19 protein-coding genes and 1 tRNA gene are annotated in these 22040 nt (G+C 69.5%); 7 read left to right on the top strand and 13 right to left on the bottom strand.

Annotated elements, in window-relative coordinates; all coding sequences use genetic code 11:
- Positions 1-9: 9 nt before the first annotated feature.
- The 4 genes from ACZ55A_RS26370 to ACZ55A_RS26355 all read right to left on the bottom strand — a co-directional run bounded on the left by ACZ55A_RS26370 (position 10) and on the right by ACZ55A_RS26355 (position 4330).
- Positions 10-1080: an LLM class flavin-dependent oxidoreductase gene (locus ACZ55A_RS26370; protein ID WP_468844725.1), complete on the bottom strand. Its 1071-nt coding sequence runs from the start codon at positions 1078-1080 to the stop codon at positions 10-12.
- Entirely contained in the window at positions 1077-1682 is a 606-nt protein-coding gene (locus ACZ55A_RS26365; protein WP_468844722.1) for a flavin reductase family protein, read from the bottom strand. Before ACZ55A_RS26365 ends, ACZ55A_RS26370 begins: the two co-directional genes overlap by 4 nt.
- Before the next feature lie 24 nt (positions 1683-1706).
- The gene (locus ACZ55A_RS26360; RefSeq protein WP_468844721.1) at positions 1707-3299 is read right to left on the bottom strand and encodes a tryptophan halogenase family protein; all 1593 of its coding nucleotides are present in this window, start codon (positions 3297-3299) and stop codon (positions 1707-1709) included.
- A gap of 146 nt (positions 3300-3445) precedes the next feature.
- On the bottom strand, positions 3446-4330 hold the full coding sequence (locus ACZ55A_RS26355) for a sigma-70 family RNA polymerase sigma factor (RefSeq protein WP_468844719.1): 885 nt from the start codon (positions 4328-4330) through the stop codon (positions 3446-3448).
- An 86-nt stretch (positions 4331-4416) separates the two neighbouring features.
- Here ACZ55A_RS26355 and ACZ55A_RS26350 point away from each other — a divergent pair, with 86 nt between their 5' ends.
- Positions 4417-4971: a YceI family protein gene (locus ACZ55A_RS26350; RefSeq protein WP_468844716.1), complete on the top strand. Its 555-nt coding sequence runs from the start codon at positions 4417-4419 to the stop codon at positions 4969-4971.
- A gap of 111 nt (positions 4972-5082) precedes the next feature.
- On the opposite strand, the gene ACZ55A_RS26345 is transcribed toward ACZ55A_RS26350, so the two are convergent.
- Together ACZ55A_RS26345 and ACZ55A_RS26340 are read right to left on the bottom strand one after the other, a co-directional pair.
- Positions 5083-5577: a winged helix-turn-helix domain-containing protein gene (locus ACZ55A_RS26345; RefSeq protein WP_468844714.1), complete on the bottom strand. Its 495-nt coding sequence runs from the start codon at positions 5575-5577 to the stop codon at positions 5083-5085.
- A 285-nt stretch (positions 5578-5862) separates the two neighbouring features.
- On the bottom strand, positions 5863-7641 hold the full coding sequence (locus ACZ55A_RS26340; RefSeq protein WP_468844711.1) for an MFS transporter: 1779 nt from the start codon (positions 7639-7641) through the stop codon (positions 5863-5865).
- Here ACZ55A_RS26340 and sigJ point away from each other — a divergent pair.
- Positions 7591-8478, top strand: coding sequence for an RNA polymerase sigma factor SigJ (sigJ, locus tag ACZ55A_RS26335; protein ID WP_468844708.1), 888 nt, complete (start codon positions 7591-7593; stop codon positions 8476-8478). The two genes, ACZ55A_RS26340 and sigJ, sit on opposite strands and share 51 nt — an antisense overlap.
- On the opposite strand, the gene ACZ55A_RS26330 is transcribed toward sigJ, so the two are convergent.
- The 3 genes from ACZ55A_RS26330 to ACZ55A_RS26320 all read right to left on the bottom strand — a co-directional run bounded on the left by ACZ55A_RS26330 (position 8468) and on the right by ACZ55A_RS26320 (position 11313).
- Positions 8468-9796 (bottom strand): cation:proton antiporter, encoded by a 1329-nt coding sequence (locus tag ACZ55A_RS26330; protein WP_468844706.1) that lies wholly within the window; start codon positions 9794-9796, stop codon positions 8468-8470. The genes sigJ and ACZ55A_RS26330 overlap by 11 nt on opposite strands.
- Before the next feature lie 63 nt (positions 9797-9859).
- Entirely contained in the window at positions 9860-10066 is a 207-nt protein-coding gene (locus tag ACZ55A_RS26325; RefSeq protein ID WP_468845059.1) for a ferredoxin, read from the bottom strand.
- Positions 10067-10116: 50 nt separating this feature from the next.
- On the bottom strand, positions 10117-11313 hold the full coding sequence (locus ACZ55A_RS26320) for a cytochrome P450 (protein ID WP_468844703.1): 1197 nt from the start codon (positions 11311-11313) through the stop codon (positions 10117-10119).
- A 217-nt stretch (positions 11314-11530) separates the two neighbouring features.
- On the opposite strand from ACZ55A_RS26320, the gene ACZ55A_RS26315 reads away from it, so the two are divergent.
- The 5 genes from ACZ55A_RS26315 to ACZ55A_RS26295 all read left to right on the top strand — a co-directional run bounded on the left by ACZ55A_RS26315 (position 11531) and on the right by ACZ55A_RS26295 (position 14762).
- Positions 11531-12307: a thioesterase II family protein gene (locus ACZ55A_RS26315; protein ID WP_468844700.1), complete on the top strand. Its 777-nt coding sequence runs from the start codon at positions 11531-11533 to the stop codon at positions 12305-12307.
- A gap of 2 nt (positions 12308-12309) precedes the next feature.
- Positions 12310-13029 (top strand): tryptophan 2,3-dioxygenase family protein, encoded by a 720-nt coding sequence (locus tag ACZ55A_RS26310; RefSeq protein WP_468844698.1) that lies wholly within the window; start codon positions 12310-12312, stop codon positions 13027-13029.
- Between the two features lie 47 nt (positions 13030-13076).
- A complete protein-coding gene (locus tag ACZ55A_RS26305) occupies positions 13077-13304 on the top strand; it encodes an MbtH family protein (RefSeq protein ID WP_468844695.1) in 228 nt (75 codons plus the stop codon).
- 3 nt (positions 13305-13307) lie between these two features.
- Entirely contained in the window at positions 13308-13919 is a 612-nt protein-coding gene (locus ACZ55A_RS26300) for a flavin reductase family protein (protein ID WP_468844692.1), read from the top strand.
- Positions 13920-14099: 180 nt separating this feature from the next.
- The gene (locus ACZ55A_RS26295; RefSeq protein ID WP_468845056.1) at positions 14100-14762 is read left to right on the top strand and encodes a nitroreductase; all 663 of its coding nucleotides are present in this window, start codon (positions 14100-14102) and stop codon (positions 14760-14762) included.
- 350 nt (positions 14763-15112) lie between these two features.
- Here the strand turns inward: ACZ55A_RS26295 and ACZ55A_RS26290 are convergent.
- The 4 genes from ACZ55A_RS26290 to tmk form a co-directional block, all read right to left on the bottom strand.
- Positions 15113-15186: transfer RNA gene (locus ACZ55A_RS26290), tRNA-Thr, on the bottom strand.
- Positions 15187-15292: 106 nt separating this feature from the next.
- Entirely contained in the window at positions 15293-16876 is a 1584-nt protein-coding gene (locus tag ACZ55A_RS26285) for an alpha/beta hydrolase (RefSeq protein WP_468844690.1), read from the bottom strand.
- Between the two features lie 297 nt (positions 16877-17173).
- On the bottom strand, positions 17174-18421 hold the full coding sequence (locus ACZ55A_RS26280) for a DNA polymerase III subunit delta' (RefSeq protein WP_468844687.1): 1248 nt from the start codon (positions 18419-18421) through the stop codon (positions 17174-17176).
- Between the two features lie 273 nt (positions 18422-18694).
- Positions 18695-21955, bottom strand: coding sequence for a dTMP kinase (gene tmk / locus ACZ55A_RS26275; protein ID WP_468844684.1), 3261 nt, complete (start codon positions 21953-21955; stop codon positions 18695-18697).
- Positions 21956-22040: the final 85 nt, after the last annotated feature.

The following is a 22040-nucleotide window of genomic DNA, read 5'->3' as shown; positions in this document are numbered from 1 at the left end:
GCCTGCCGGTCACTGCGCCCCGCCCAGGTGGGGACGGACCTCGGACGCGAACAGCTTCAGGCTGCGCTCCATCGTCTCCAGGGGCTGCTGACCGTAGTCGAGCTGGAACAGGACGATGTCCGTTCCCAGTTCCCGCTCGATCTGCCGCAGTTGTTCGACCGCGCTACGGGGCGAGCCGATCACCGCCAGGCCGGCAGCCTCGCTCGGGCCGGCCCGGTGCTTGTCCACGATGGCCTCGCGGTAGCCCTGGTACGACGTGGAGGTGCGGCTGCGCCATGCGTCCGCGGCCGAGCCGAATGTCTCCCAGTGCCGACGCAGCGCCGCCGTGCCCTGCTCCACCGCTTCCTCATCCGAGTCGGCCAGGTACAGCGCAACGCTGATAGCGACCTGGGGTTGCTTTCCGGCGTTCTTCGGTGCCGCGGCGAACCTGCTCCGGTACAGCTCGATCATCTCGCGCACCTGTCCGACTTGCTCCCGGCTGGGCGCGGAAGCGATCAGCAGGTTGTACCCGGAGTCCCCGATCCACTCGAAGCTAGAGCGGGTGAGCAGCGCGGCGGCCCACACCGGAGGATGCGGGTTCTGCGTCGGCAGCGGCAAGGAGTCGGCGCCGTGGTAGCGGAAGAACGGCGTCTCCTCGCTCACATCGGACTCAGTCCACAGCTTGACCACAGCATCGACGGTGGCCCTGAAGCGGTCCGTGCTGCTGTCCATGTCGATGCCGAAGGAGTCGAACTCGTACGGCAGGAAGGCACGTGCGAAGCCGACGTCCAGTCGCCCGTTGCTGAGCGCATCCAGTTGCGCGGTGCGCGCCGCGAGCTGAATCGGGTGGTGGAAGGATGCCTGGATGCCCCCGGTCATCAGCCGAACCCTGTTGGTGCGCGCCGCGACGGCAGATAAGAAAGCGAGCGGATCAGGGCAGTAGCCGCCGTAGGGGTGCAGGTAGTGCTCGGTCATCTTGACGTAGTCGAGCCCGAGGTCCTCGGCCAGCTCGGACGCCGCGAGCAGGTTGGCGTAGTAATCCTTGGCGCTGCGCTGCTGCGGCGATGTGTCCGGCAGCAGCGAAATCCCATAACTCGTCATCTCAACGTCTCCGTATCCGAGTCCGATTGATTGCCCGGCGAGGGGGGGCAGTGCTCCGGCGCGGCGCCGGCGCGGCCGAGGCACCAGTACTCGCGCATTCCGTAGACCAGCGGGCGGGGCCGCACATCGTTCTCCGTGGTGACCTGGAAAACCTCCCCGAAGACGACGACGTGATCGCCGACGGTCACCGACCCGGCGACACGGCAGTCCGCGATGGAGTGGGCGTCCCGTTCGAGATGCGGTCCGCCCCCGCCCCGCCGAGCGGTCCACGACACGTGCTCGAAGCGATCTGGCCCCCGGCTGGCGAACAGTTCGGCGACCGCACGAGCCTGGTCGTCCAGCAAGTTCACGGCGAAGCTGCCCGTCCTGGCAAGGACGGCGAGGGTGCGGCTTGAGCGCTGCAGGCACACCAGCAGCGTCGGCGGGCTGACGGACACGCTGGAGACGGCAGTGCAGGTCATGCCGTACTGTCGTCCGTCCTCGTCAGCGGCGGTCAGCACCGCGACTCCGGCCGGGAAAGCCGCCATCAGGGTTCTGAATGCGGTTGCAGAGACCGGCTCGGCCGCGGTCCGGTCGTCGGCCCCCGCCATGGGTATGAGCATGGTGGCGCACCTCCTGGCATGCCGTCAGGCGCTGGGGACGAGGTGCCCGGCCATGGCGTCGTCGAACCCGGCAGCCTGGTGAACGAGGTACTCGTACTGGCTGGGCAGGCGGTCGATCATCGCCGATGCCTGGGCGCGTACGCGCTGGAACTCGTGACGCGCGCTGGTCGGGTCCAGCCGGCCGAGCGCGGGCAGCGGCCGGACAGGCAGTCCGCCAAGCCCCAGAATCATGGCGGTGTACGAATACGGCTCGAAGCCGTGGAAGCGCGGGAAAACGGAGTTTTCGTCCGGCAGCGTGGTACGCCACTGTTCGAGCCGCTCGGCCAGGCCATCGGGCATCGGGCGGGTCTTCGCGTCCCGCCAGTACGCGTTGTCCGATCGGGCGGCGGCGTAGTAGTGCAGGAAGAGGAACTCCCGAACACCGTCCATGACACCACCCACTTGGCGGTTGTAGGACCGGCGAAGCGGCTCGTCGTCACGGGTGCTGGGGAAACGTTTGACCAGCTGCTCCACGGCGTTCTGGATAAAGAAGATCCCGGTCGACTCCAGCGGCTCGACGAAGCCACTCGACAGGCCGATGGCCACACAGTTCTTCACCCAGGACTCGGCACTGCGGCCGATCCGCATCTTGATGTGGTTGGCGGACATGTCGGCGGCGTCCGGTCCGACGAACGCGCGCAGCGTGCGTTCCGCCTCCTCGGGCGTGGTGTAAGCACTGGAATAGACGTAGCCGGTTCCGATCCGGTCGAGCAGTGGGATGGTCCAGATCCAGCCGGCGTCCTGTGCCGTTGCGGTCGTACACGGCCGCATGCCCGCGGTGGCGACGTCCACGGGGACGCGCAAGGCCACCGCGCTGTCGTTGGGTAGGGATTCCTGGTACGAGATGAAGGGCACGCCCAGCGCTTGGTTCAGCAGCAGCCCGCGGAAGCCGGTGCAGTCGACGAACAGGTCTCCGTCGATCGCTCCGTGCTCCTTCGTCAGCACATCGGAGATGTAGCCGTCCTCGTCGAGGCGTGCCTCTAGGACGTCGTCTTGGATGTGCCGCACGCCGCGTTCCACCCCGTACTCGCTGAGGAACTCGGCGAGCAGGGTGGCGTCGAAGTGGTAGGCGTACGGGAACTGCGTCCCTTGGCCCTCGGGGACAGCGCGAACCATGTCCCGTGCCTCCCCCGTCTCGAAGACCTCCTCGAAGAGGCCCCCGTCGAGACGGCGGGGTGAGCGCTTGGCGTCGCACAGCGCGGACAGCACCGAACAGTCCTTGTCAAAGCGGTCGCTGGGGCCATCCTGCACCCACCAGTCGGCGAGCGGGAAGCCGTCGACGACACGCGGCCGCTCGAAGGGGTGGTAGAAGTGATGGCCCTTCGCCCTCCAGTCCTCGAACCGGATGGCCAGCTTGTACGAGGCGTGACACCGGGGCATCCACTCCGGCTCTTTCAGCCCTAAGTGCCGGAAGAAGCTCCGCACCGTGCTGAAGGTAGCCTCCCCGACGCCGATGGACGAAACGGCCTTCGATTCGACGAGCGTGACAGCCAATCGGTCACCGAAGCTCGCCTTGAGGTAGGTGGCGGTCATCCAGCCGGCTGTGCCACCGCCGACGATAACTATGTCCTTGATCATGTTTCCCGTCCTGGTGGGTGCGGCGAGATCCTTGGACGTTGCACGCAGACTCTTGCATGGGCCGCAGCAGGGTCGTCCGACGGGAAAAGATTTGCGAAAGACGCTCGTCCTCCCAGCCCGGCCGGCTGAGGTGGGACCAGGCCGCCTCACTGTCCGGGCAGCAGCCTGATGCACAGACGCCTGAGCCGAGCGGGATCCGCCACCAGCTCGTACTCCTTGACCAGGCCGTTCTCGATGCTGAAGCAAATGGCCAGCCGAAGCCGGCCCCCGGGTGCCACAAGTAGGCCGACGCGGCCGTCTATCAGGGCGGGGTCGGAGTGCCGTGCGGCACCCCCGAACCGGCTGATCTCGCGTGCGACAGCAGTGGCACCGTGCGCCCTGACCGGGCGGTCCGCGGGCAGGGCCGCAGCGTCGGCGCGCCGTACCACGTCCGGTGCGAGACGCGCGGCGATGATCCCGGTGTCACCGGTGCATGCCGCGATCTGAAAGGCAGCCACGACCTCGCGGTGCTGCTCCACCTCCACTAGGTGCCGCTCTCGGGGGGCGCGCACCTTGTGCCGGGCACGGCTGGCCAGCTTCTTGGCGGTCGTCTGGCTGCGGTCCAGGATCCCGCCGATCTCGTCGAACGGGACGCCGAACGTGTCGTGCAGGACGAACGCGACCCGCTCGGCGGGGCTGAGGGTATTGAGGACCACAAGGAGCGCCAGGCCGACGGATTCCGCTTCGAGCGCCTCGTGCTCGGGGTTGCCGTCGTCTGGAGCCACGGTGGCCGGCGCGAGGTCGCCGCTCCAGCACTCCTCACGCCCCCCGTGCCGACTGCGCAGCATGTCGAGGCAGACCCGGGAGGTGACCGTGCGGAGCCAGCCCGGCAGGTTCCGCACGGCCGTGGTGTCGGCACGGTCCAGCCGCAGCCAGGTCTCCTGCACCGCGTCTTCCGCCTCCTCGGGGGAGCCGAGCATGCGGTACGAGAGTCCGAGCAGGGCCCTGCGGTTGTCCTCGAAGCAATCTGCCAGGGATTGGCGCTGGTCCATCGGTCACCTTTCCGGTTCGCGGTCCGTCGTACTCATGACCCGTGAATCGCGGGCCGTGTGACGCACAACCGATGAGGAGCGATGACATGACCGAATCCGTTGCCGAGCTCATTCCTGCATTCACTGTGGGAACTTGGAGCATCGACGCATCCAACTCCGAGGTGGGGTTCACCGTTCGCCATCTGGGCGTGGCGCGGGTACACGGTCGTTTCAACGTCTTCGACGGCACGATCCGGACCGGAGAAACCGCCGAGCAGTCCTCGGTGACCGCCCGCATCGAGACGGACAGCATCGACACCGGCTTCTCGGCCCGCGACGGTTACATCCGCGGTGACGACGTACTGGCGGCCGATCAGCACAAGGAAATGACCTTCCGTTCCACGCAGGTGCGCCAGCACGAGGACCGTTTCCTGATCGACGGCGAGTTGACCATGCGGGGTGTGGCCAAGGCGGTCACCCTCATCGCCGAACTCGGCGGTTTCGGGACCGACCCGGTGCGTGGGATGCCGGTCCTCGGCATCAGCGCCTCGGTGACGGTCAGCCGGACGGACTTCGGACTCGCCCCGGACGTCCCCACCGCCGTGGTGGGTGAGACGGTGCAGATCACCCTGGACATCCAGGCTTCACTCGACGCCTCCTGAACGGCAAGGCCACGGACGTGAGCCACCCTCTGCCCGTGTGGCAAACGGCCAGCGGGCAGAGGGGCGCTGACGAGTGACCGGCTGCTGCCGAGAGAACAGCTCGGCACCGCGTCACGCGGTGTTGGCCTCAAGGATGTAACCCCGGCCCCAGACGGTCCGGATGCTGAGGCCGACCGCGTCGATACGGCGGCGCAGCCGCATGATTTGCAGGTCGAGCGCGTTTCTGGAGATCTTCCCAGTGGCCTTGACCACTTGCTGCTCCAGCTCCGACCGGTAGACCACTTCGCCGTAGTGGGCGACGAACTGCTCCATAATTCCTACCTGGGTGCTGGAGATGGCCACCGTATCGGTACCGAAATAGAGGACGCCGGTGGAGTCGACAGTCGGTACCTTCCGCCCATAGGCGCGCTGGGCCAAGGCCTGAATTCGTGCTTGGACGTCGCCTCGGGGGGCTGGGGCTCTGATCCAGTCCTCTGTGGGGTCGACGCAGACGGGAGCGTCGTTTCCGGCCTCCACGACCAGCAGGCGGGGAATTCCAGCCTTTATGCAGTCAGTCCGTGCGTCGGCTTCGATGGGCCAGCGTATTAACTTGACGCCTTTGCTCAAAAGTGTCTCCCCGTAGCAAACAGGCAGGCGGGATTCGCCTTCTGGGTTTCGGAAAGATGCGCGCCTCAGGGGGGCTGTCATGGCGATGTGGCCTGTGGCCGGGTACTCAGCTATCCACCGGCGGGCATGGTCGTCCGGGCCGGTGCGCATCTCTCACTGACGCAGTTGTCAAGCCGGGAGTCGGGCAGCGTGCCCGCACCGCGTCACGCGGTGCGGGCACGCCGCCCTGGCAGATTGATCACCCCTATCCTGCCCCCTCAGCTTTCCTCTCGGCCGTGATGTGGATCACTGACTCCGCTGGTGGGAGCCGTTTCCAGTCACGGTGGCCTCGCGTTCCTGGACGGCCGGCGACGCCGGGTGTGCTTCGGACTGCGAGCGCTCGGCCCGGTTCCGGAAACCCCTCCAGGCGAGGCCCGCGGCTATGGCCGTGCAGGCTGCGGCGATCCCGACGGCCAGTTGGTAGCCGTGCAGGAAGGAATCGACGGCGGTCTGCCTGAACGGTGCGCCGAGCGTGTGCACCACGGTGTGTACGCGTCCGCCGCCCACGTTGTGCGACTGCCCGAGTGCCGCGGCATGCCGCGAGCCATCCAGCTTCGACACCTTGCCCTGCCAGGCGGAGGCGGCCGCGTTCACGCCCGCGGTACCGAGGACCGCGAGGCACACTGAAGAGCCGATCTGCCGTGACGCGTTGAGGACACCGGAGGCCGCGCCGGAGACCCCGGAGGGCACATCACGCATCGCCGCATGGGTCACGGCAGGCACGAATGTGCCGAACCCGCCGCCATACAGCGCATATCCGAGAGCGCTGACGACGAAGGGGGTGGTCCCCGCCAGGCTGAGCAGGAACACGCCGGCTGCGGCCACCAGCGTCCCCGTAGTCGCCACCGCCGATGCCCGAAAACGAGCGTTGAGCCGCCCGCCGAACTGCGCCATGGTCAAGAACGGGATATTCATGAACAGCCACGACAGCCCCGTGCGCAGGACCGACCAGTCGGCGACGTTCTGGAAGTACAGCGTGACCCAGAACAGTGCGCCGCTCATTCCGCCGTAGCAGAGCATGTAGATGCCCGAGGCGCTTGCGAAGCTCCGCGCGCGCAGCAGTGCCGGCGGCAACATGGCGTGCGGAGCACGACGCTCCCACCAGAAGAAGGCGAGCAGCAGGGCCGTCCCGGCCGCCAAGGGCACGGCCACGAGAACCGCACTCCACGGGTGGTCCGACGACTCGACGAAGCCCAAGGTGAGGCAGACCAGCCCCAGGGAGCTGAGCAACATCCCCGGCACGTCCAGCTTGCGAGCGTGGGGATTGCGGGACTCCCGGACCGCCACGACCGTGCAGGCAATGCCCAGGGCCGCGAAGGGCAGGTTGATCCAGAACACCGACGGCCAGTCGAAGAAGGTGAGCAGGATGCCCCCGCCGACGGGTCCGGCGCCGAACCCGGTGCCGCCGATGGCGGCCCAGGCCCCGATCGCACCGGCCCGCTGCTCCTGCGGGTAGGTCTCCGTGATGATCGACAGCCCCAGGGCGAGCATCGCCGCGCCACCGACACCCTGCACGGCGCGGAAGGCGATGAGAGAGGCCGCGTTCCAGGCCACGGCGCATGCGATCACGCCGATCAGGAAGACGACCATTCCGGTCAGGAAGACCCGCTTGCGGCCGTACCGGTCACCGAGCGCTCCGCTGGCCGGGATGAGCGCAGCCAGGCTCAGCGAGTAGGCACTGATCACCCACTCCAACTCGGCAGCGCCCATGTGCAGTTCACTCTGCATCGACGGCAGCGCCACGTTCACGATGGTCAGATCGAGTGAGGTCATGAACGTCGCCATGCACATCGCGAACAGAGTCAGCCGCCGACGCCGCGATTCGGTGAGTGAGAGGCTCATGTCATCTCCCCCCTCGATGTCCGTGTGATATGCAGTAAAGAAGTGATCATCCGTGCTCCAAGTCGGGTCCACGATCATCGGGTCGGCTAGCCGCCCACTAGTGATGACCCCTTGCGACCGAGGAGTGTGACCGTGCACGACCACGATCAACTGGCCGAGCAGTTCGAACACTTCCGGCCGCATCTGAAGACCGTCGCCTACCGGATGCTGAGCTCGCACGCCGAGGCCGAGGACGCCGTACAGGAGACCTGGATCAGACTCAGCCGCAGCAACGCGGACGAGGTGGAGAACCTCCCCGCCTGGCTGACCACCGTGGCCAGCCGGATCTGCCTGAATGTCCTCCGGTCACGGGCCGCGCGACCAGAGGACCCCGTAGGGGTGCACTTGCCTGACCCCGTCGTCGGGCACGAACCGTCCCACGGCCCCGAGGACGAGGCGCTGCTGAGCGACTCGGTCAGCCTCGCGCTGCTGATCGTGCTGGACACGCTCGCCCCCGCCGAACGGGTCGCATTCGTGCTGCACGACATGTTCCATCTGACCTTCAACGAGATCGCGGCCGTCATCGGGCGTACGACGGCGGCAACCCGCCAGCTCGCCAGCCGGGCACGCCGCCGGGTGCAAGGCGCCCGCGAGACGGACTCCAGCGGCGACTTCGCGACCCGGCGCATGCTGGTCGACGCCTTCTTCGCCGCGGCGCGCAACGGCGATCTCGACGGACTGGTGGCCATACTGGACCCGGATGTCGAACTCCGTGCGGACGGTGGACTCGCGCTCGCCTCCGCCACGGCCGTGGTCCGTGGGGCCCGCCTCGTGGCGGAGCGGGCAGCGTTGTTCCGTCAGCCCGGCGTGACGGTGACCGCCGTCCTCGTCAACGGCACGCCCGGCGTCCTGGTCGACCGGGACGGTGTACCGGTGTCCGTCATGGGCTTTACCGTCCGACAGGGCCGGATCGCGCAAATCCAGATCCTGCTGGACCCGGAGCGCCTCGAGGCGATCGACTTCAATGCCCTCAAGGCGTAGGCAGGGCGTCTCCCCGGGGGACGCCCGCCAGGTCTTTGCCCCGCTGGAGGCGTGCCCGCTCCTCGTCGTTGACCTCGATACGCTGCACGGCGCGGCGGAGCACCGGCGGCGCCATCAGCGAGGTGCCGACCGCGATCAGCACCACGATGGTGTATGAGGCGGTGTTCAGCACGCCCAGCCGCAGTCCGATACCAGCCACGATGATTTGGATGACCCCGCGCGCATTCATCCCGGCGCCGAGCACCAGGGCGGCGCGGCGATCGAGCCTCGCAACTCGGGCGCCGATCAGCGCCCCGGCGAACTTGCCCACGGTCGCCACGACGAGCGCGCACAGCGCCGCAAGCGCGATCAGCGGTGTGCCCAGTGCGAACAGGTTCATTCGCAGGCCCGCCTCGGCGAAGTAGAGCGGTGCGAGGACTGAGAGCGTGACTGAGCGCAGGGGCGCCAATCCCCTCTGCGTCTCCGGTCCGGCGGCGCCTGCCAGCAGGCCTCCGATGAGGGCGCCGAATGACGCCTCCATTCCCATGGCTTGCGTGGCCGCCGCACATCCGACGATCACCAAGGTCGCCGTGCCCATGACCGCGTGCGGAGCTCGCGCCCTGGCCATCAGCCACCGGATCGCCGGCCGGCCGAGGACCGTGGCGCAGACCGTGATCAGTAGCAGCCAGCAAAGCGGCTCGGCCACCGATCCGAGAGTGAGCCCACTCGCCGCCATGGCGGAGGCCACGGATAGCAGCATCCAGCCAGCGACATCGTCCACCACACCGACCGCGATGGTTAGTTGAGCGATGTCCCGGTGCAGCAGCCGCATGTCCGACAACATTTTGGCAATCACCGGCAGGGCACTGACGCACATCGCCACACCGATGAAGAAAGCGAACAGGCCCCGTTCACGTCCGGCCGGCAACAGGACCGCGGGCGCCGCGAGGCCCGCGGCGCAGCCGAGCGCCAAGGGGATCAGCAGGCCGAAGGCCCCCACCGTGAGCGACATCCGTCTAGTACTGCGCACCAGGCCGAGGTCGATCTCCAGCGCGGTCGTCCCCACGAGGAGGATCACCCCGACCTGGCCGACCGCGTCCAGCAGGTGGACCTGGGACGCCTCCGACATCTGAAGCCATTGGTGGAATCCGGGCACGAGCTGGCCGAGGACCGAGGGCCCGAGCAGGATTCCTGCTGTCAACTCACCCGACACCGCAGGTAGTTTGAACCGAACGGCGATACGACCGAGCAGCAACGCGGCACAGAGCAGCAAAGATGCTTGGACCAGCAGAACCAGCAACGCATGTCCGCCCAGCGGCGGGGCTGTGACAGGCGGCATGACGCGTCCTCCGCTATGGGATGTCTTCGACGATCCACGACAACGGCCGGCGGATCGCCCCGCCTAGGCCCCGGTCTCCTGCTGAACGGTGATCGCCCGCGAGGGGCAGACACGGGCGGCATGGCGTGCCCGGTCCTGGAGTTCGTTCGGTACGTCCTCCTGTAGCAGCTGGACGGACCCGTCCTCCTCCCGCTGGTCGAACACCTCGCCCACGGCGAGGACGCACATTCCCGAGCCGATGCAGCGCTGCTGGTCGACCGTCACACGCATGTCGTTCCTCTTCTCCGTTTGCATTCCGTCCCCTTGCCTCTGCCGGGCCGTCACCTCGGGCGAAAGCGCATCGGCAGCGAGCTGTAGCCGTTGAGAAAGTTGGACTGAATCCGGGTGGGCGACCCGGTGACCTCCACGTCGCGGACCGTCGCGGCGAGCACGCTCAGCAGCGCACGCAGTTCGGCCCGGCCGAGAAAGGCCCCCAGGCAGTAGTGAGGTCCGTGCCCCAGGGCGACATGCTTGTTCGGGGACCGCGACAGGTCGAAGCAGCGCGGATTCGAGAACGCCTGCTCGTCGTTGTTGGCCGAGATATTCCACAGCGACACGATGTCCCCCGCCCGCACCTGCCGGCTCCCGATGATGTGGTCACGGGTGGCGGTACGAGCGAAGTGGAATGAGGGAGTCGCCCAGCGCAGCGCTTCCTCCACGGCGGTGTCCAGGTCGACCCGGCCGGCCCGAAGGGCGCGCCACTGCGCGGGGTATTCGGCGAGGGCCTTGACCGTGCTGACGGCGGACACCCGCGAGGACTCGTCACCGCCGATGATCAGGCTGTAGCAGTTGAGCGCGACCTCTTCCAGGCTTAGCTGCTCGCCCTGGATCAGTCCGGTGGCGATCGTGCTGATCACGTCGTCGCCCGGGTCTGCTCGGCGCCGCTCGGCCAAGTCCATGAAATACAGGACGAGTTCGTTGCGCGACTCGAGGGAGGCGAGTTCATCCGCCCCGGTCAGCGCTCCCTTGCTCCACCTGAGCATGTCCGACCGGTCCGCCTCGGGGACGGACAGCAGATCGCAGATCGTGCTCAACGGCACGTGCTCCGCGACTTCGGTGGCGAAGTCAAAGGATTCCAGGCCGACGGCGCGCTCGATGAGTGCGGCGGTGCGCTGCTCGACCTTCCGGGCGACCGTGTCGAGCACCTTCGGCGACAGGGCGCGCCACATCAGGGCACGTAGTTCCCGGTGACGGGGCCGGTCCGTGACAGCCAGCATCCTGCCCCCGGCGGAGTCGTCTCCGCGCAGCACCACGTCGAGCACCGTGCCACGGCCCGACGCCAGGGCGCCAGAAGCGCCGTAACAGGAGACGACGTCGGCGTACCCGGCCACCACCCAGAACCCGGGCCGACCGTCCGAGGCGGCGTGCCAGTACACCGGCTCACTCGCTCGCACTTCCGCGAAGAATTCGAATGGATCGCGCTCCATAAACGTGCGCGAGTCGGTCAGATCGAGCGAGGCGACCGCTGTTCGGCTCATCGTCCGCAATCCCCACTGAAGACTGAAACGCACTGCTCGCAGTGCCCGGCATTGGCTCCGATACGCGGATCATCACAGAGGGCCAAGCCGACCCACTCCAGTTGTGTCAGAAGTCTTTCGCGGCCGGACCAGGCAGTGACGGAGAGCCGAAAGATTGTTCTGCCGCCCCGGTACGCCGTGAGAACTTACGACCACATCCGAAGCGGAGGAGCGCATCATGCTTCGTACTCGCCGGGATCACTGCCTGCGGACGCTGACCCAAGCGTCCACACCCACCGCACGGCTCGTCTGTCTCCCGCACTCCGGCGGCACCACGGCCAGCTACGGCCCGTGGGCCACCGATCTCCCTCCAGTCGTCGAATTGCTGGCAGCGCAGTATCCAGGGCACGGCGACCGCTTTGGCGAGCCGCTGTCGGCCGATGTGCGCGGGCTGAGTTCGGAACTCGCCTCCGAACTACTGCGCCTGCGACCGCTGCCCACCGTGCTGTTCGGGCACAGCCTCGGCGCCCTGGTCGCCTACGAGGCCGCTCTGACCCTCAGCGCCCTGGGCCGCCCGCCGTCCGGTCTGCTGGCATCCAGCTGCCCGCCCCCCGGCACAGCCGGCCGGGTGCGTGCCGGACTGATCGCCGACGGCGAACTGTGGTCCCTGATCCGCTCCCTGGGCGGGGTTGACCCCACAGCGGCCGATGACCCCGAACTGACGGAGGTGCTGCTACCTGTGCTGCGCGCGGACATCACGGCGCACGAGCAGTACCGACCGGAGCCCCGGCCCGTCACCCTGTCCTGCCCCGTCCGCTGCTACCACGGCGTTGAGGACCCACTCGTGGACGGAGCCCTGCTGGCCGACTGGGCCCCCGTCACCACGGGTCCGTTCAGCCTGCTCGAACGAGAGGGCCACCATTTCCACCCGTTCCAGGACGCCGAAAGCCTCCTCGCCGACATCGTCGCCTTCCTCGGCACCACACTCGACACGAACTCATTGACAAGGAGCTGACCATGGCTGAGCTGAGCTATTCCTCCTATCTCCAGATGGAGACACTGCTCTCGCTCCAGAAAACGCAGATTCCCCCGACAGCCGACCGGACCGTGGTCCTGGCCGAGCACTTCTTCATCGTTGCCCACCAGTCCTGCGAGTTGTGGCTCAAGCAGGCAATCGCGGATCTGAGCCTGGTGCGGGACCTGCTGTCCTCCCCCTGCCAGCCGGCTGACGAGGCGGAGACCAGTGTGGAACTCCTCCAGCGGGCGGCCGAGTTACTCCGCGTCTTGCACGAGCAGGTACTCGTACTAGAACGCCTCCCGCTGCGCCACTTCGTCCAGTTCCGGCCCTACCTCGGTACGGCCAGCGGGGCACAGTCGCAGCAGTTCCGGGTGCTCGGCCGACTGCTGGGAGATGGCAAGGAAGAGGGCGAGCTGTATCGGGCCTTCGTGGAGAACGTTGCCCGTCAGGGCTGCACGGTGGCCGACGTCTGCCGCCGCGGGGTCGTCGGCGGCGCCCTCCACCGAGCAGCCGAGGCACTGCTCGACGTGGGCAACGGCTACTGGCGCTGGAAGGTGGCCCACCTCGGCCTGATGTCGAAGATGGTCGGAGGGCAGCAGGGCACCGGAGGAACGTCCGGGGAGGAGTTCCTGATGCGGCGGATCACACTCCCCTTCCCCGAGCTGCGGCGGTTGCGCGGCGCTCTCCACGCGGATGAACTCGCGCCCACCCCCGCCTGAGACCCACCGGACCAGGAACTCATCCCCCGAGACAGAAGGCGGCTTCCATGGCAGTAGACGAATCGAACCAGCTCCATCACGTCGTGATCAACCAGGAGCGACAGTACTCGGTCTGGCCCGCGGACAACGCGACCCCGGCGGGCTGGACACCTGTCGGCTTCACCAACTCGCTGGACGAGTGCGTCGCATACGTAGACAGGGTTTGGTCGGACATGCGCCCCCAGAGCCTGCGTGGTCCCGATGCCAGCCAGCCCTGCGGCACCGAAAGTGGCTGATCGATGCCGAACATCGACGTAGCGGACATGACCGTCAGGCAGCGCGAGCGGCTGCTGTTGTGGAGCGTGGTCCCTCGGCCGATCGCCATGGTGAGCACGGTCTCCCCGAGTGGCGCAGTCAATCTGGCGCCCTTCTCGTACTACACAGCGGTGGGGTACTCCCCGATGGCCCTGCTCTTCTGCGCGGGTCGGCGGGCCGATGGTACAGAGAAGGACTCGTGCCGTAACGCCCGGGTTCCGGCTGAAGGAGGCACGGGGGAGTTCACCGTCAACGTCCTCATCGAGAAGCAGGCCGAGGCAGCCACCACCTCGGCGAAACCCCTGCCACACGGCGAGTCGGAGTACGAATTGGCCGGGCTGCGGCCGCTCCCCGGGCGGCGGGTTCGCTCCCCGCGCATCGACGGGTCCCCCATTGCCTTCGAATGCCGGACATCCGCGGTCATGCCGGTCGGTGATCACTTTGTCGTCATCGGGGAGGTCGTCCACGTCACCGCGGACGATGGGCTGATCGACGAGACCGACTTCCACGTCGACCTCGACCGGCTGGGGTCCGTCGGCCGCATGGGTGCCGCGGACTACGTCCGCACCCTGGACCGCTACGTCGTCGACGGATGATGCCACCCCGCCCGCACGCATGACGCCCGGCCGGGCACCCGCCACCGGCCGTGTCGCGCATCGTGACTCGATCACGGTGCCCGGTAGTCACCTCTGCCGGTTCCACGCCGTTCAGAAGTATGGGAAGCCCCGCACAAGGGGCGACCGCAAGACGGTGAGGAGATGCGGAGGATGTGCCTCTTGGATGTCTACGAGGCGGTGGCGACTCGTCGGGCGGTGCGGGGGTTCACCCGTGATCACGTGCCGAATGAGGTGCTTGAGCGGGTGCTCTCGGCTGCGTCCAGGGCTCCGTCCGGGGCGAACCTTCAGCCATGGCACATCTATGTGCTGACCGGCCAACGGCTGGACGAACTCAAGAAACGCGCCGTCGCACGTGCGGCCGCGGGGGACCCCGGGGACGAGCCCGAGTACGAGATGTACCCGCCGGACCTCAAATCCCCCTACCGCGAGCGGCGTTGGGCTGCCGCTGAGCAGCGGTACAGCGCGCTCGGCATCCCCCGCGAGGACAGAACCGCGCGGAACAAGGCGGTCACCGCGAACTGGAGCTGCTTCGGCGCGCCCGCCGCCCTCTTCTGCTACATCGACCGGAACATGGGACCGGCCCAATGGGCCGACGTCGGCATGTACCTACAGACCGTCATGCTGCTCCTGCGGGCCGAGGGACTGCACAGCTGCCCGCAGATGGCATGGTCGGTGTACCACAGGACCGTCGCGGAGATCGTGTCTCCCGCTGAGCCCCTCCTCCTCTTCTGCGGCATGTCGGTGGGCCATGCGGACCCGGCCAGACCTTGCGTCCGCGTGGACCGCGCACCGCTCGACGAGACGGTGACCTTCCTCGACTGACCGAGACCGCCGTGGTCGTGGTGACGACCTACCTGGCTGCCCCGCCGATGGGATATCAGTGGATCAACGGGGGACGATGAGGCATCCAGCCCCCGAATATCAAGGCCGACAACAGCGCCCGTCATGCTCCTGTGCGCACACGTACGCATTGTGTACACACTAAAAATGCCCTGAACCGCATTTCCACAGGTCAGAGGCATATCACAGGTAGAGCCCAGGGGAGTCGAATCCCTGGGCTCATGCGCTCCCCTCGCGCTCCCCTTGCTCCAACGCTGGCCTCAACCTGATAACCCATCAGGATCGCAGCGCAAAAGACCAGGTCAGACAGGGTCTGACCTGGTCTTTAACGGAGCCGCCTTCGGGATTCGAACCCGAGACCTACGCATTACGAGTGCGTTGCTCTGGCCAACTGAGCTAAGGCGGCGTGGTGCGCGGCCCAGTCTACACATCACTGAGGGGTGCTTTGTAACCACTTCCGGGGCTGGTCAGGGGAGGGTGGGCGGGTGTGTGGGGCGGGGGTGTGGGGTGGGTCACGTGCAGCGCTTGTTCTTGGGCGGGACGGTGCCGTCGAGGAGGTAGGCGTTGATCGCGGAGTCGATGCAGTCGCTGCCGCGGCCGTAGGCGGTGTGGCCGTCGCCCTCGTAGGTCAGGAGGGTGGCGTTGGCGAGCTGGCCGGCGAGGGCCTTGGCCCAGGAGTAGGGGGTGGCCGGGTCTCGGGTGGTGCCGACGACGAGGATCGGGTCGGCGCCCTTGGCCTGGATGCGGTGGGCCGTGCCGGAGGGCTTGACCGGCCAGTAGGCGCAGTTCAGGGCGGCCCAGGCGAAGTTCTCGCCGAAGACCGGGGAGGCCTTGCGGAAGCTGGGCAGGGCCGCGCGGACCTGGTCGGGGGTGGCGAAGGCGGGGGCGAGGTCGAGGCAGTTGACGGCAGGGTTGGCGTACATCTGGTTGGCATAGCTGCCGTTGGGGTCGCGCTCGTAGTAGCTGTCGGAGAGGGTGAGGAGGCCGCGGCCGTTGCCGGCCTTGGCCTGGGCGAGGTACTCGCGCAGCACGGGCCAGGCGCGCTCGTCGTACATCGCGGCGATCACGCCGGTGGTGGCGAGGGATTCGGTGAGCTTGCGCTCCTCGCCCGTCTCCGCCGGGTGCGCGTCCAGCTTCTTGAAGAGGGCGGAGAGCTGCCGGCCGGCGTCCTGGGCGTTCTTGTGGCCGAGCGGGCAGTCCTTCTTCTTGATGCAGTCCGCGGCGAACGCCGTGAAGGCGGTGTTGAAGCCGGCGGTCTGGTCCCTGTTGATGGCGCGGGCGTCGAGGTCCGGGTTCATGGCGCCGTCGAGGACCATGCGGCCGGAGCGGGTGGGGAAGAGGCCGGCGTAGGTCGCGCCGAGGAAGGTGCCGTAGGAGGCGCCCATGTACGTCAGCTTCTTGTCGCCCAGGACGGCGCGCAGGACGTCCATGTCGCGGGCCGCCTCGATCGTGGAGACATGCGGCAGCACCTTGCCGGAGCGGGACTCGCAGCCCTTGGCGAAGTCGCGGTAGGCGGTGATGAGCTTGTTGGTCTCGGCCGGGGAGTCCGGGGTCTGGTCGGTCTGGGTGTAGCGGTCCATCTGCTTGTCGGACAGGCACTCGACCGGCTCGCTGCGGGCCACCCCTCGGGGGTCGAGCGCCACCATGTCGTAGCGCGCACGGACCGCGGCGGGCTGCGGTGCGTACTTCTGGAGGTAGTCGATCGCCGAGCCGCCCGGGCCGCCCGGATTGACCAGGAGGGACCCGAGCCGGTTACCGGGGCCGGTGGCCTTCTTACGGGCCACCGCGAGCTTCAGGTCCGTGGCCGCACTGGGCTTGGCGTAATCCAGGGGCGCTTTCATCGTCGCGCACTCGAAGCCGTCCACCCCACAGGGATGCCAGCTCAGCTTCTGGTCGTAGTACGGACGCAGATTGGCCGGGGTGGCGCTCGGGAGGGGTTCGAGGGAGGCGTCCTCGGCGGGGCGCTGGGCCCCGGCCTCCGTCGTACGGCCTGGGGACGCCTCGGCGCCCGAACTCCCCGAGGAGCAGCCGGAGATCAGCAGAGCGGTGGCCGCGAGGACGGCGGCGGAGGTGCGGAGCAGTCGGCTGGTGGCCATGGCGGTCCCTTGGTCTCGGCCCCTGGGTCCGGAGCCTGGATGGGGAGGGAGGGAGGGGAGGGGAGCGGGGAGGGAGGGGTGTAGGTGGTGGTGGTGGCGGGGTGGATGTGGGGTGCGCGGGTGCTGCGGGCTGGGGGTGCGGGAGCCTGCGGGTCGGGAGTGGTAGCGGAGAGTGTCTGTGTGGGGGCTTTGTGTGGTCGTCTCCTGGATGGGGTGGTTGAGGGTTCTGGTGGGAGGTGTCGGGGGTGGTCCGGGGTGTGGCGTGTGGTCGGGGGCCGGCCGGTGGCGGCGGTGGGGTCAGCCGGCGCGGAGGGCGGCTGTCATCGCTTCCACGGCCAGGAGAGGGGCGACGTTGCGGTCGAGGGCGTCGCGGCAGGCGATGACGGCCTCTATGCGGCGGAGGGTGCGCTCGGGGGTCGAGCCGGCGGCGATCCGCTGGACGCTGTCGCGCACCTCGTCGTTGGCGAGCGCGACCGCGGCGCCCATCTGGAGGGCGAGGACGTCGCGGTAGAAGGCGGTGAGGTCGACCAGGGCCAGGTCGAGGCTGTCGCGCTGGGTGCGGGTGGAGCGGCGCTTCTGCTTGTCCTGGAGCTCCTTCATCACGCCGGCCGTGCCGCGCGGCAGCCGGCCGCCGGTCCCGGCGGCGGCGCCGAGGGCGGCGCGCAGCTCCTCGGTCTCCTTGGTGTCGATCTCCTCGGCGACCTGCTTGGCGTCCTCCCCGGCGGCGTCGATCAGCTCCTGGGCGGACTTGAGGCAGCCGCCGATGTCGTCGATGCGGAGCGGGAGTTTGAGGACCGCCGTGCGGCGGGCCCGGGCGCGCTCGTCGGTGGCGAGGCGGCGGGCCCTGCCGATGTGGCCCTGGGTGGCGCGGGCGGCGCGGGCGGCGGCCTCCGGGTCGATGCCGTCGCGCCGTACGAGGACATCGGCGACCGCGTCGACCGGTGGCGTACGCAGCGAGAGGTGGCGGCAGCGGGAGCGGATGGTGGGGAGGACGTCCTCGATGGAGGGGGCGCAGAGCAGCCAGACCGTACGGGGGGCTGGTTCCTCCACGGCCTTGAGGAGGACGTTGCCCGCGCCCTCGGTGAGGCGGTCGGCGTCCTCCAGGACGATCACCTGCCAGCGCCCGCCGGCCGGGGAGAGCGAGGAGCGGCGGACCAGGTCGCGGGTCTCCTTGACGCCGATGGAGAGCAGGTCCGTACGGACGATCTCGACGTCGGCATGGGTGCCGATCAGCGTCGTGTGGCAGCCGTCGCAGAAGCCGCAGCCGGGGGCGCCCCCCAGGGCGCGGTCGGGGCTGACGCACTGGAGGGCGGCGGCGAAGGCGCGGGCGGCGGTGGACCGGCCCGAGCCGGGCGGGCCGGTGAACAGCCAGGCGTGGGTCATCTGCGAGGCGCCGCTGCGGTCGGCCGGGGGCTCCGGCTGCGCGCCGGGCCGCGTCTGCGCCGCCGCGTGCTCAGCGGTGACGAGGGCGTCCGCCTCGCGCGCGGCAGCGGCCAGCTGTGCCGTCACCCGGTCCTGGCCGACCACGTCGTCCCATACCGCCATCGCTGCCTGCCGTTCCTGTCCGTGCCGTGCTGCTCATGACTCGCCTGACCCATTGTGGTGCAACCCACTGACAAACGAATCCGGAAGGCGGGTCCGGACTGCCCGGCGGCGGGCGCCAGGACGGGGAGAACGGCCGTGGCCGCAGCAGGTGCGCTGCGGCCACGGCCGGTGCGAGAGGTGTGACGGGTTCCTCGGTCCGCGCCCCCATTCGGGGTGCCCGGCCTGCGGCCCGTTCGGCGTACCTCCTGGGCTGCGGCGTCCCTCTATGTCCCGCTAGCGACGTCCTCCCCGGCCGCGACGGCCGTCGTCACCGGCGCCGTCGTCCGCCTCCTCGTCCCCGCGCGGGCCGAGCAGTTCGTCGGCGAGCGTCGGCAGATCGTCCAGTGGGGTCTCCTCCGCCCATTCGGGGCGGCGACGGCCGCGCTGCGGGGCCGGGCTCTCGACAGGGCGGCCCGTTTCCGGGTCGATCTGCGGGAGCTCACGGGTCCGCTCGACGCCCGAATCGGCGGCGGAGGGCTCCCCGGGCGTCGCCCCGTCCGGGGTCTCCTTACGGAACATCCACGGCGGCACCCTGTCGGCCGGGTCATCGCCGCGCCGGTCATCGCCCCGCGGGCCGTCCTCCCGTACGGGCGGCAGCACGGCGGTCTCGTCCGCGTCGGGGCCATGGCTGCCCCGCCCCTCGTGCACCGGAGGCAGCACGGCGGTCTCGTCCGCCGCGCCGGGCGCCTCGGGCCACGGCGCCTCGGGCCACGACAGCGCCTCCGTGCGCTCGCCGTCCGCACCGGTACCGGACGAGGGAGCCCCGGAGGGCGCGGGGGCCTCGCCCGCGCCCTCCACGTACCGCTTGCGCAGGTCCGCCACCGGAGTCTCCGCGGTCGGCGCGTCGGCCGCCTCGGCAGCCTCGGCCGCCGCCCTGGCCTCCGCGGCGGCCGCCTCCTCGGCAGCCGCCCGCCGGGCCTCTTCGGCGCGCAGCAGGGCCTCCTCGGCCTTGCGCTGCTTCTCCAGGCGGCGCTCCTCCGCCTCCTGGCGGAGCCGGGCCTGCTCCTCGTGCTGCTTGCGCAGCCGCTCCTGTTCGGCCTGGCGGGCCCGCTCCTCGGCCTCCCGGCGCCGGCGCTCGGCCTCGGCCGCCTCACGGGCCTCCTCGGCCCGGCGGCGCGCCTCCTCGGCCTGGCGGGCCTCCTCCAGCGCCTTGGCCTGCTCGGCCTCCTGGCGCTTGCGCTCCTCTTCCTCGGCGCGCAGCCTGGCGAGCTGCTCCTGGCGCTCACGCTCCAGGCGCGCCTCCTCCGCCTTGCGCGCGGCCTCCTCCTCGGCCCGGCGGCGGGCCTCTTCCTCGGCCGCCTTACGGGCCTCGGCCTGCGCCTTCAGCTCGGCCTCGGACAGCGGGAGCACCTGGTCGAGGCGGTGGCGTACGACGGTGGTGACGGCCTCGGGCTCCTGTCCGGCGTCGACGACCAGGTAGCGCGCCGGGTCGGCGGCGGCCAGGGTCAGGAAGCCGGCCCGTACCCGCTGGTGGAAGGCGGCGGGCTCGGACTCCAGACGGTCGGGTGCCTCGGTGAAGCGCTCGCGGGCGGTCTCGGGGGAGATGTCGAGGAGGACGGTCAGGTGCGGGACGAGGCCGTCCGTTGCCCAGCGGTTGATCCGGGCGATCTCCGTGGGCGCGAGGTTACGGCCGGCGCCCTGGTAGGCGACCGAGGAGTCGATGTACCGGTCGGTGATGACCACCGCGCCGCGCTCCAGGGCGGGCCGGATGACGCTGTTGACGTGTTCGGCCCGGTCGGCGGCGAACATCAGCGCCTCCGAACGGTCCGAGAGTCCGGTCGTCGAGACGTCCAGGATGATCGAGCGCAGCCGCTTGCCGATGGCGGTGGCGCCCGGCTCGCGGGTCACCACGACCTCATGGCCCTTACCGCGGATCCACTCGGCGAGCGCCTCGACCTGGGTGGACTTGCCGGCGCCGTCGCCGCCTTCCAGAGCGATGAAGAAGCCGGTGGGGGCGGGCGCCTGGTCCGGGTCGCCGCCGCGCAGCGCCTCCCGCAGATCGCGCCGCAGCGGTACGCCCTGCCGGTCGTCGACCTTGCCGAGCACCCAGGCGGCGACCGGCAGCAGCAGCGCGCCGACCAGCATCAGGGTGTAGGCGGCGCCCCCGTAGGAGAGGCCGAAGGCGCCGTTGCCCAGACGGTGCGGGCCGATGACGGCCGCGAGCAGGGGCGCGACGATGGCGGCCAGCGCGACCGCGAGCCGTACGACGGCGTGCAGATGCTCGGTCGTACGGGTGGTGCGGAACTCCTCGGACTCCTGGTCCAGCAGGACGTGTCCCGTATTGGCGGCGATGCCGGCGCCGCCGCCGGCCAGCAGCGCGAGGAAGAGGACCGTCGTCACGTCCGGGACCAGACCCATGGCCAGCAGCGCCAGGCCGGTGACGGCCACCGCCAGGGCGAGCAGCCGGCGCCGGGAGAGCCCGGGCAGCACCCGGCGGGCACCGCGGATCCCGACGGCCGTTCCGCCGGTCAGGGCGAGCACCAGCAGCGCGAAGGTGGCCGGGCCGCCGGCCAGGTCGTAGGCGTGCAGCACGGCCAGCGCGACGGCCGCGGCGATCCCGGCGGCGACGGCCGCGCAGGCCAGCACCAGCAGCGGGATCGCGCCCGTACGGCCCTTCTCGGCACCGGCCTTCTCCCCCTGGGGCGCGGCCTTCGGGCGGCGCAGCCCTTCCAGAGGGGAGCGCGGCCGCGGCGTGGCCGTACCGGGGAGTTCGATGAAGTAGAGGATCGACACGGATGCGGCGAACAGACCGGCGGCCACGTAGGAGCCGAGGGCGGCCTGGTGGAGGTGGAACCAGTCGATGCCGGTGCCCAGCAGCTTGCTGAGCAGCGTGACGACCACCAGGGCGGCGGCCGCGACCGGCAGCGCGACGAAGGTGGTGCGCAGCGAGAGGCGCCGCAGCGCGTCCAGGTTGTCCGGAAGCGGCCGTACGGCGGCGCCCTCGGGCGGAGGTGTGGGCAGCAGTCCGGGCGCCGAGCTCTCCCGGCAGACGGTCCAGAAGCGTTCGGCCACACCGGTGACGAAGACCGTGACCAGCAGCCAGGCCAGTGCGTCGCCCGGCGTCCAGTCGATCCACAGGGGCGCGATGACCAGCAGGGCGAGCCGCAGCAGATCCGCGCCGATCATCGTCCAGCGCCGGTCCAGCGGCCCGGCGGGCGCCGTCAGCGCGGACAGCGGGCCCAGCAGGACTGCCCCGAAGAGCAGCATCGCCAGCATCCGCGCCGCGAAGACCGCGGTGACCGCGAGGGCGGCGCCCCGGTATCCGCCGCCGAAGACGGCCTCGCCTCCCAGCGGCACGTACAGCGCCGCCTGGAGGGCGAGCAGTACCAGGACAAGCATGGACAGGGCATCGCCGATGCCCCCGACAAACTGGGCGCTCCACAGTCGCTTCAGTGGGGGGAAGCGCAGCAGTGCTCGCACCGCACGCTCGCGGGAATCCGCTGCGAGGGCGCCTGAAGTGGGGGTCACGACCGTTGGCTGCTCGGCACGCGTCATCTCGCCAGCCTATCGGGACGGTATGCGCCTCCGGGCGCCCACCCGAACAAACGGGCGGGCTCGACGGCACGTGTCCGTCTTGCCC

This window comes from Streptomyces sp. NPDC034111 (assembly GCF_055575375.1).
The sequence above is the reverse complement of the archived record's forward strand: the minus strand, read 5'-3'. Positions and strand labels throughout refer to the sequence as shown.

What these genes read in the sequence shown, in the direction of transcription:
- ACZ55A_RS26370 (WP_468844725.1), bottom strand. Translation starts at nt 1,080, where the DNA reads ATGACGAGTTATGGGATTTCGCTGCTGCCGGACACATCGCCGCAGCAG.
- ACZ55A_RS26325 (WP_468845059.1), bottom strand. Translation starts at nt 10,066, where the DNA reads ATGCGTGTGACGGTCGACCAGCAGCGCTGCATCGGCTCGGGAATGTGC.
- ACZ55A_RS26350 (WP_468844716.1), top strand. Translation starts at nt 4,417, where the DNA reads ATGACCGAATCCGTTGCCGAGCTCATTCCTGCATTCACTGTGGGAACT.
- ACZ55A_RS26355 (WP_468844719.1), bottom strand. Translation starts at nt 4,330, where the DNA reads ATGGACCAGCGCCAATCCCTGGCAGATTGCTTCGAGGACAACCGCAGG.
- tmk (WP_468844684.1), bottom strand. Translation starts at nt 21,955, where the DNA reads ATGACGCGTGCCGAGCAGCCAACGGTCGTGACCCCCACTTCAGGCGCC.
- ACZ55A_RS26280 (WP_468844687.1), bottom strand. Translation starts at nt 18,421, where the DNA reads ATGGCGGTATGGGACGACGTGGTCGGCCAGGACCGGGTGACGGCACAG.
- ACZ55A_RS26365 (WP_468844722.1), bottom strand. Translation starts at nt 1,682, where the DNA reads ATGCTCATACCCATGGCGGGGGCCGACGACCGGACCGCGGCCGAGCCG.
- ACZ55A_RS26285 (WP_468844690.1), bottom strand. Translation starts at nt 16,876, where the DNA reads ATGGCCACCAGCCGACTGCTCCGCACCTCCGCCGCCGTCCTCGCGGCC.
- ACZ55A_RS26310 (WP_468844698.1), top strand. Translation starts at nt 12,310, where the DNA reads ATGGCTGAGCTGAGCTATTCCTCCTATCTCCAGATGGAGACACTGCTC.
- ACZ55A_RS26300 (WP_468844692.1), top strand. Translation starts at nt 13,308, where the DNA reads ATGCCGAACATCGACGTAGCGGACATGACCGTCAGGCAGCGCGAGCGG.
- ACZ55A_RS26330 (WP_468844706.1), bottom strand. Translation starts at nt 9,796, where the DNA reads ATGCCGCCTGTCACAGCCCCGCCGCTGGGCGGACATGCGTTGCTGGTT.
- ACZ55A_RS26340 (WP_468844711.1), bottom strand. Translation starts at nt 7,641, where the DNA reads ATGCGGCCGGAAGTGTTCGAACTGCTCGGCCAGTTGATCGTGGTCGTG.
- ACZ55A_RS26360 (WP_468844721.1), bottom strand. Translation starts at nt 3,299, where the DNA reads ATGATCAAGGACATAGTTATCGTCGGCGGTGGCACAGCCGGCTGGATG.
- ACZ55A_RS26320 (WP_468844703.1), bottom strand. Translation starts at nt 11,313, where the DNA reads ATGAGCCGAACAGCGGTCGCCTCGCTCGATCTGACCGACTCGCGCACG.
- ACZ55A_RS26305 (WP_468844695.1), top strand. Translation starts at nt 13,077, where the DNA reads ATGGCAGTAGACGAATCGAACCAGCTCCATCACGTCGTGATCAACCAG.
- ACZ55A_RS26315 (WP_468844700.1), top strand. Translation starts at nt 11,531, where the DNA reads ATGCTTCGTACTCGCCGGGATCACTGCCTGCGGACGCTGACCCAAGCG.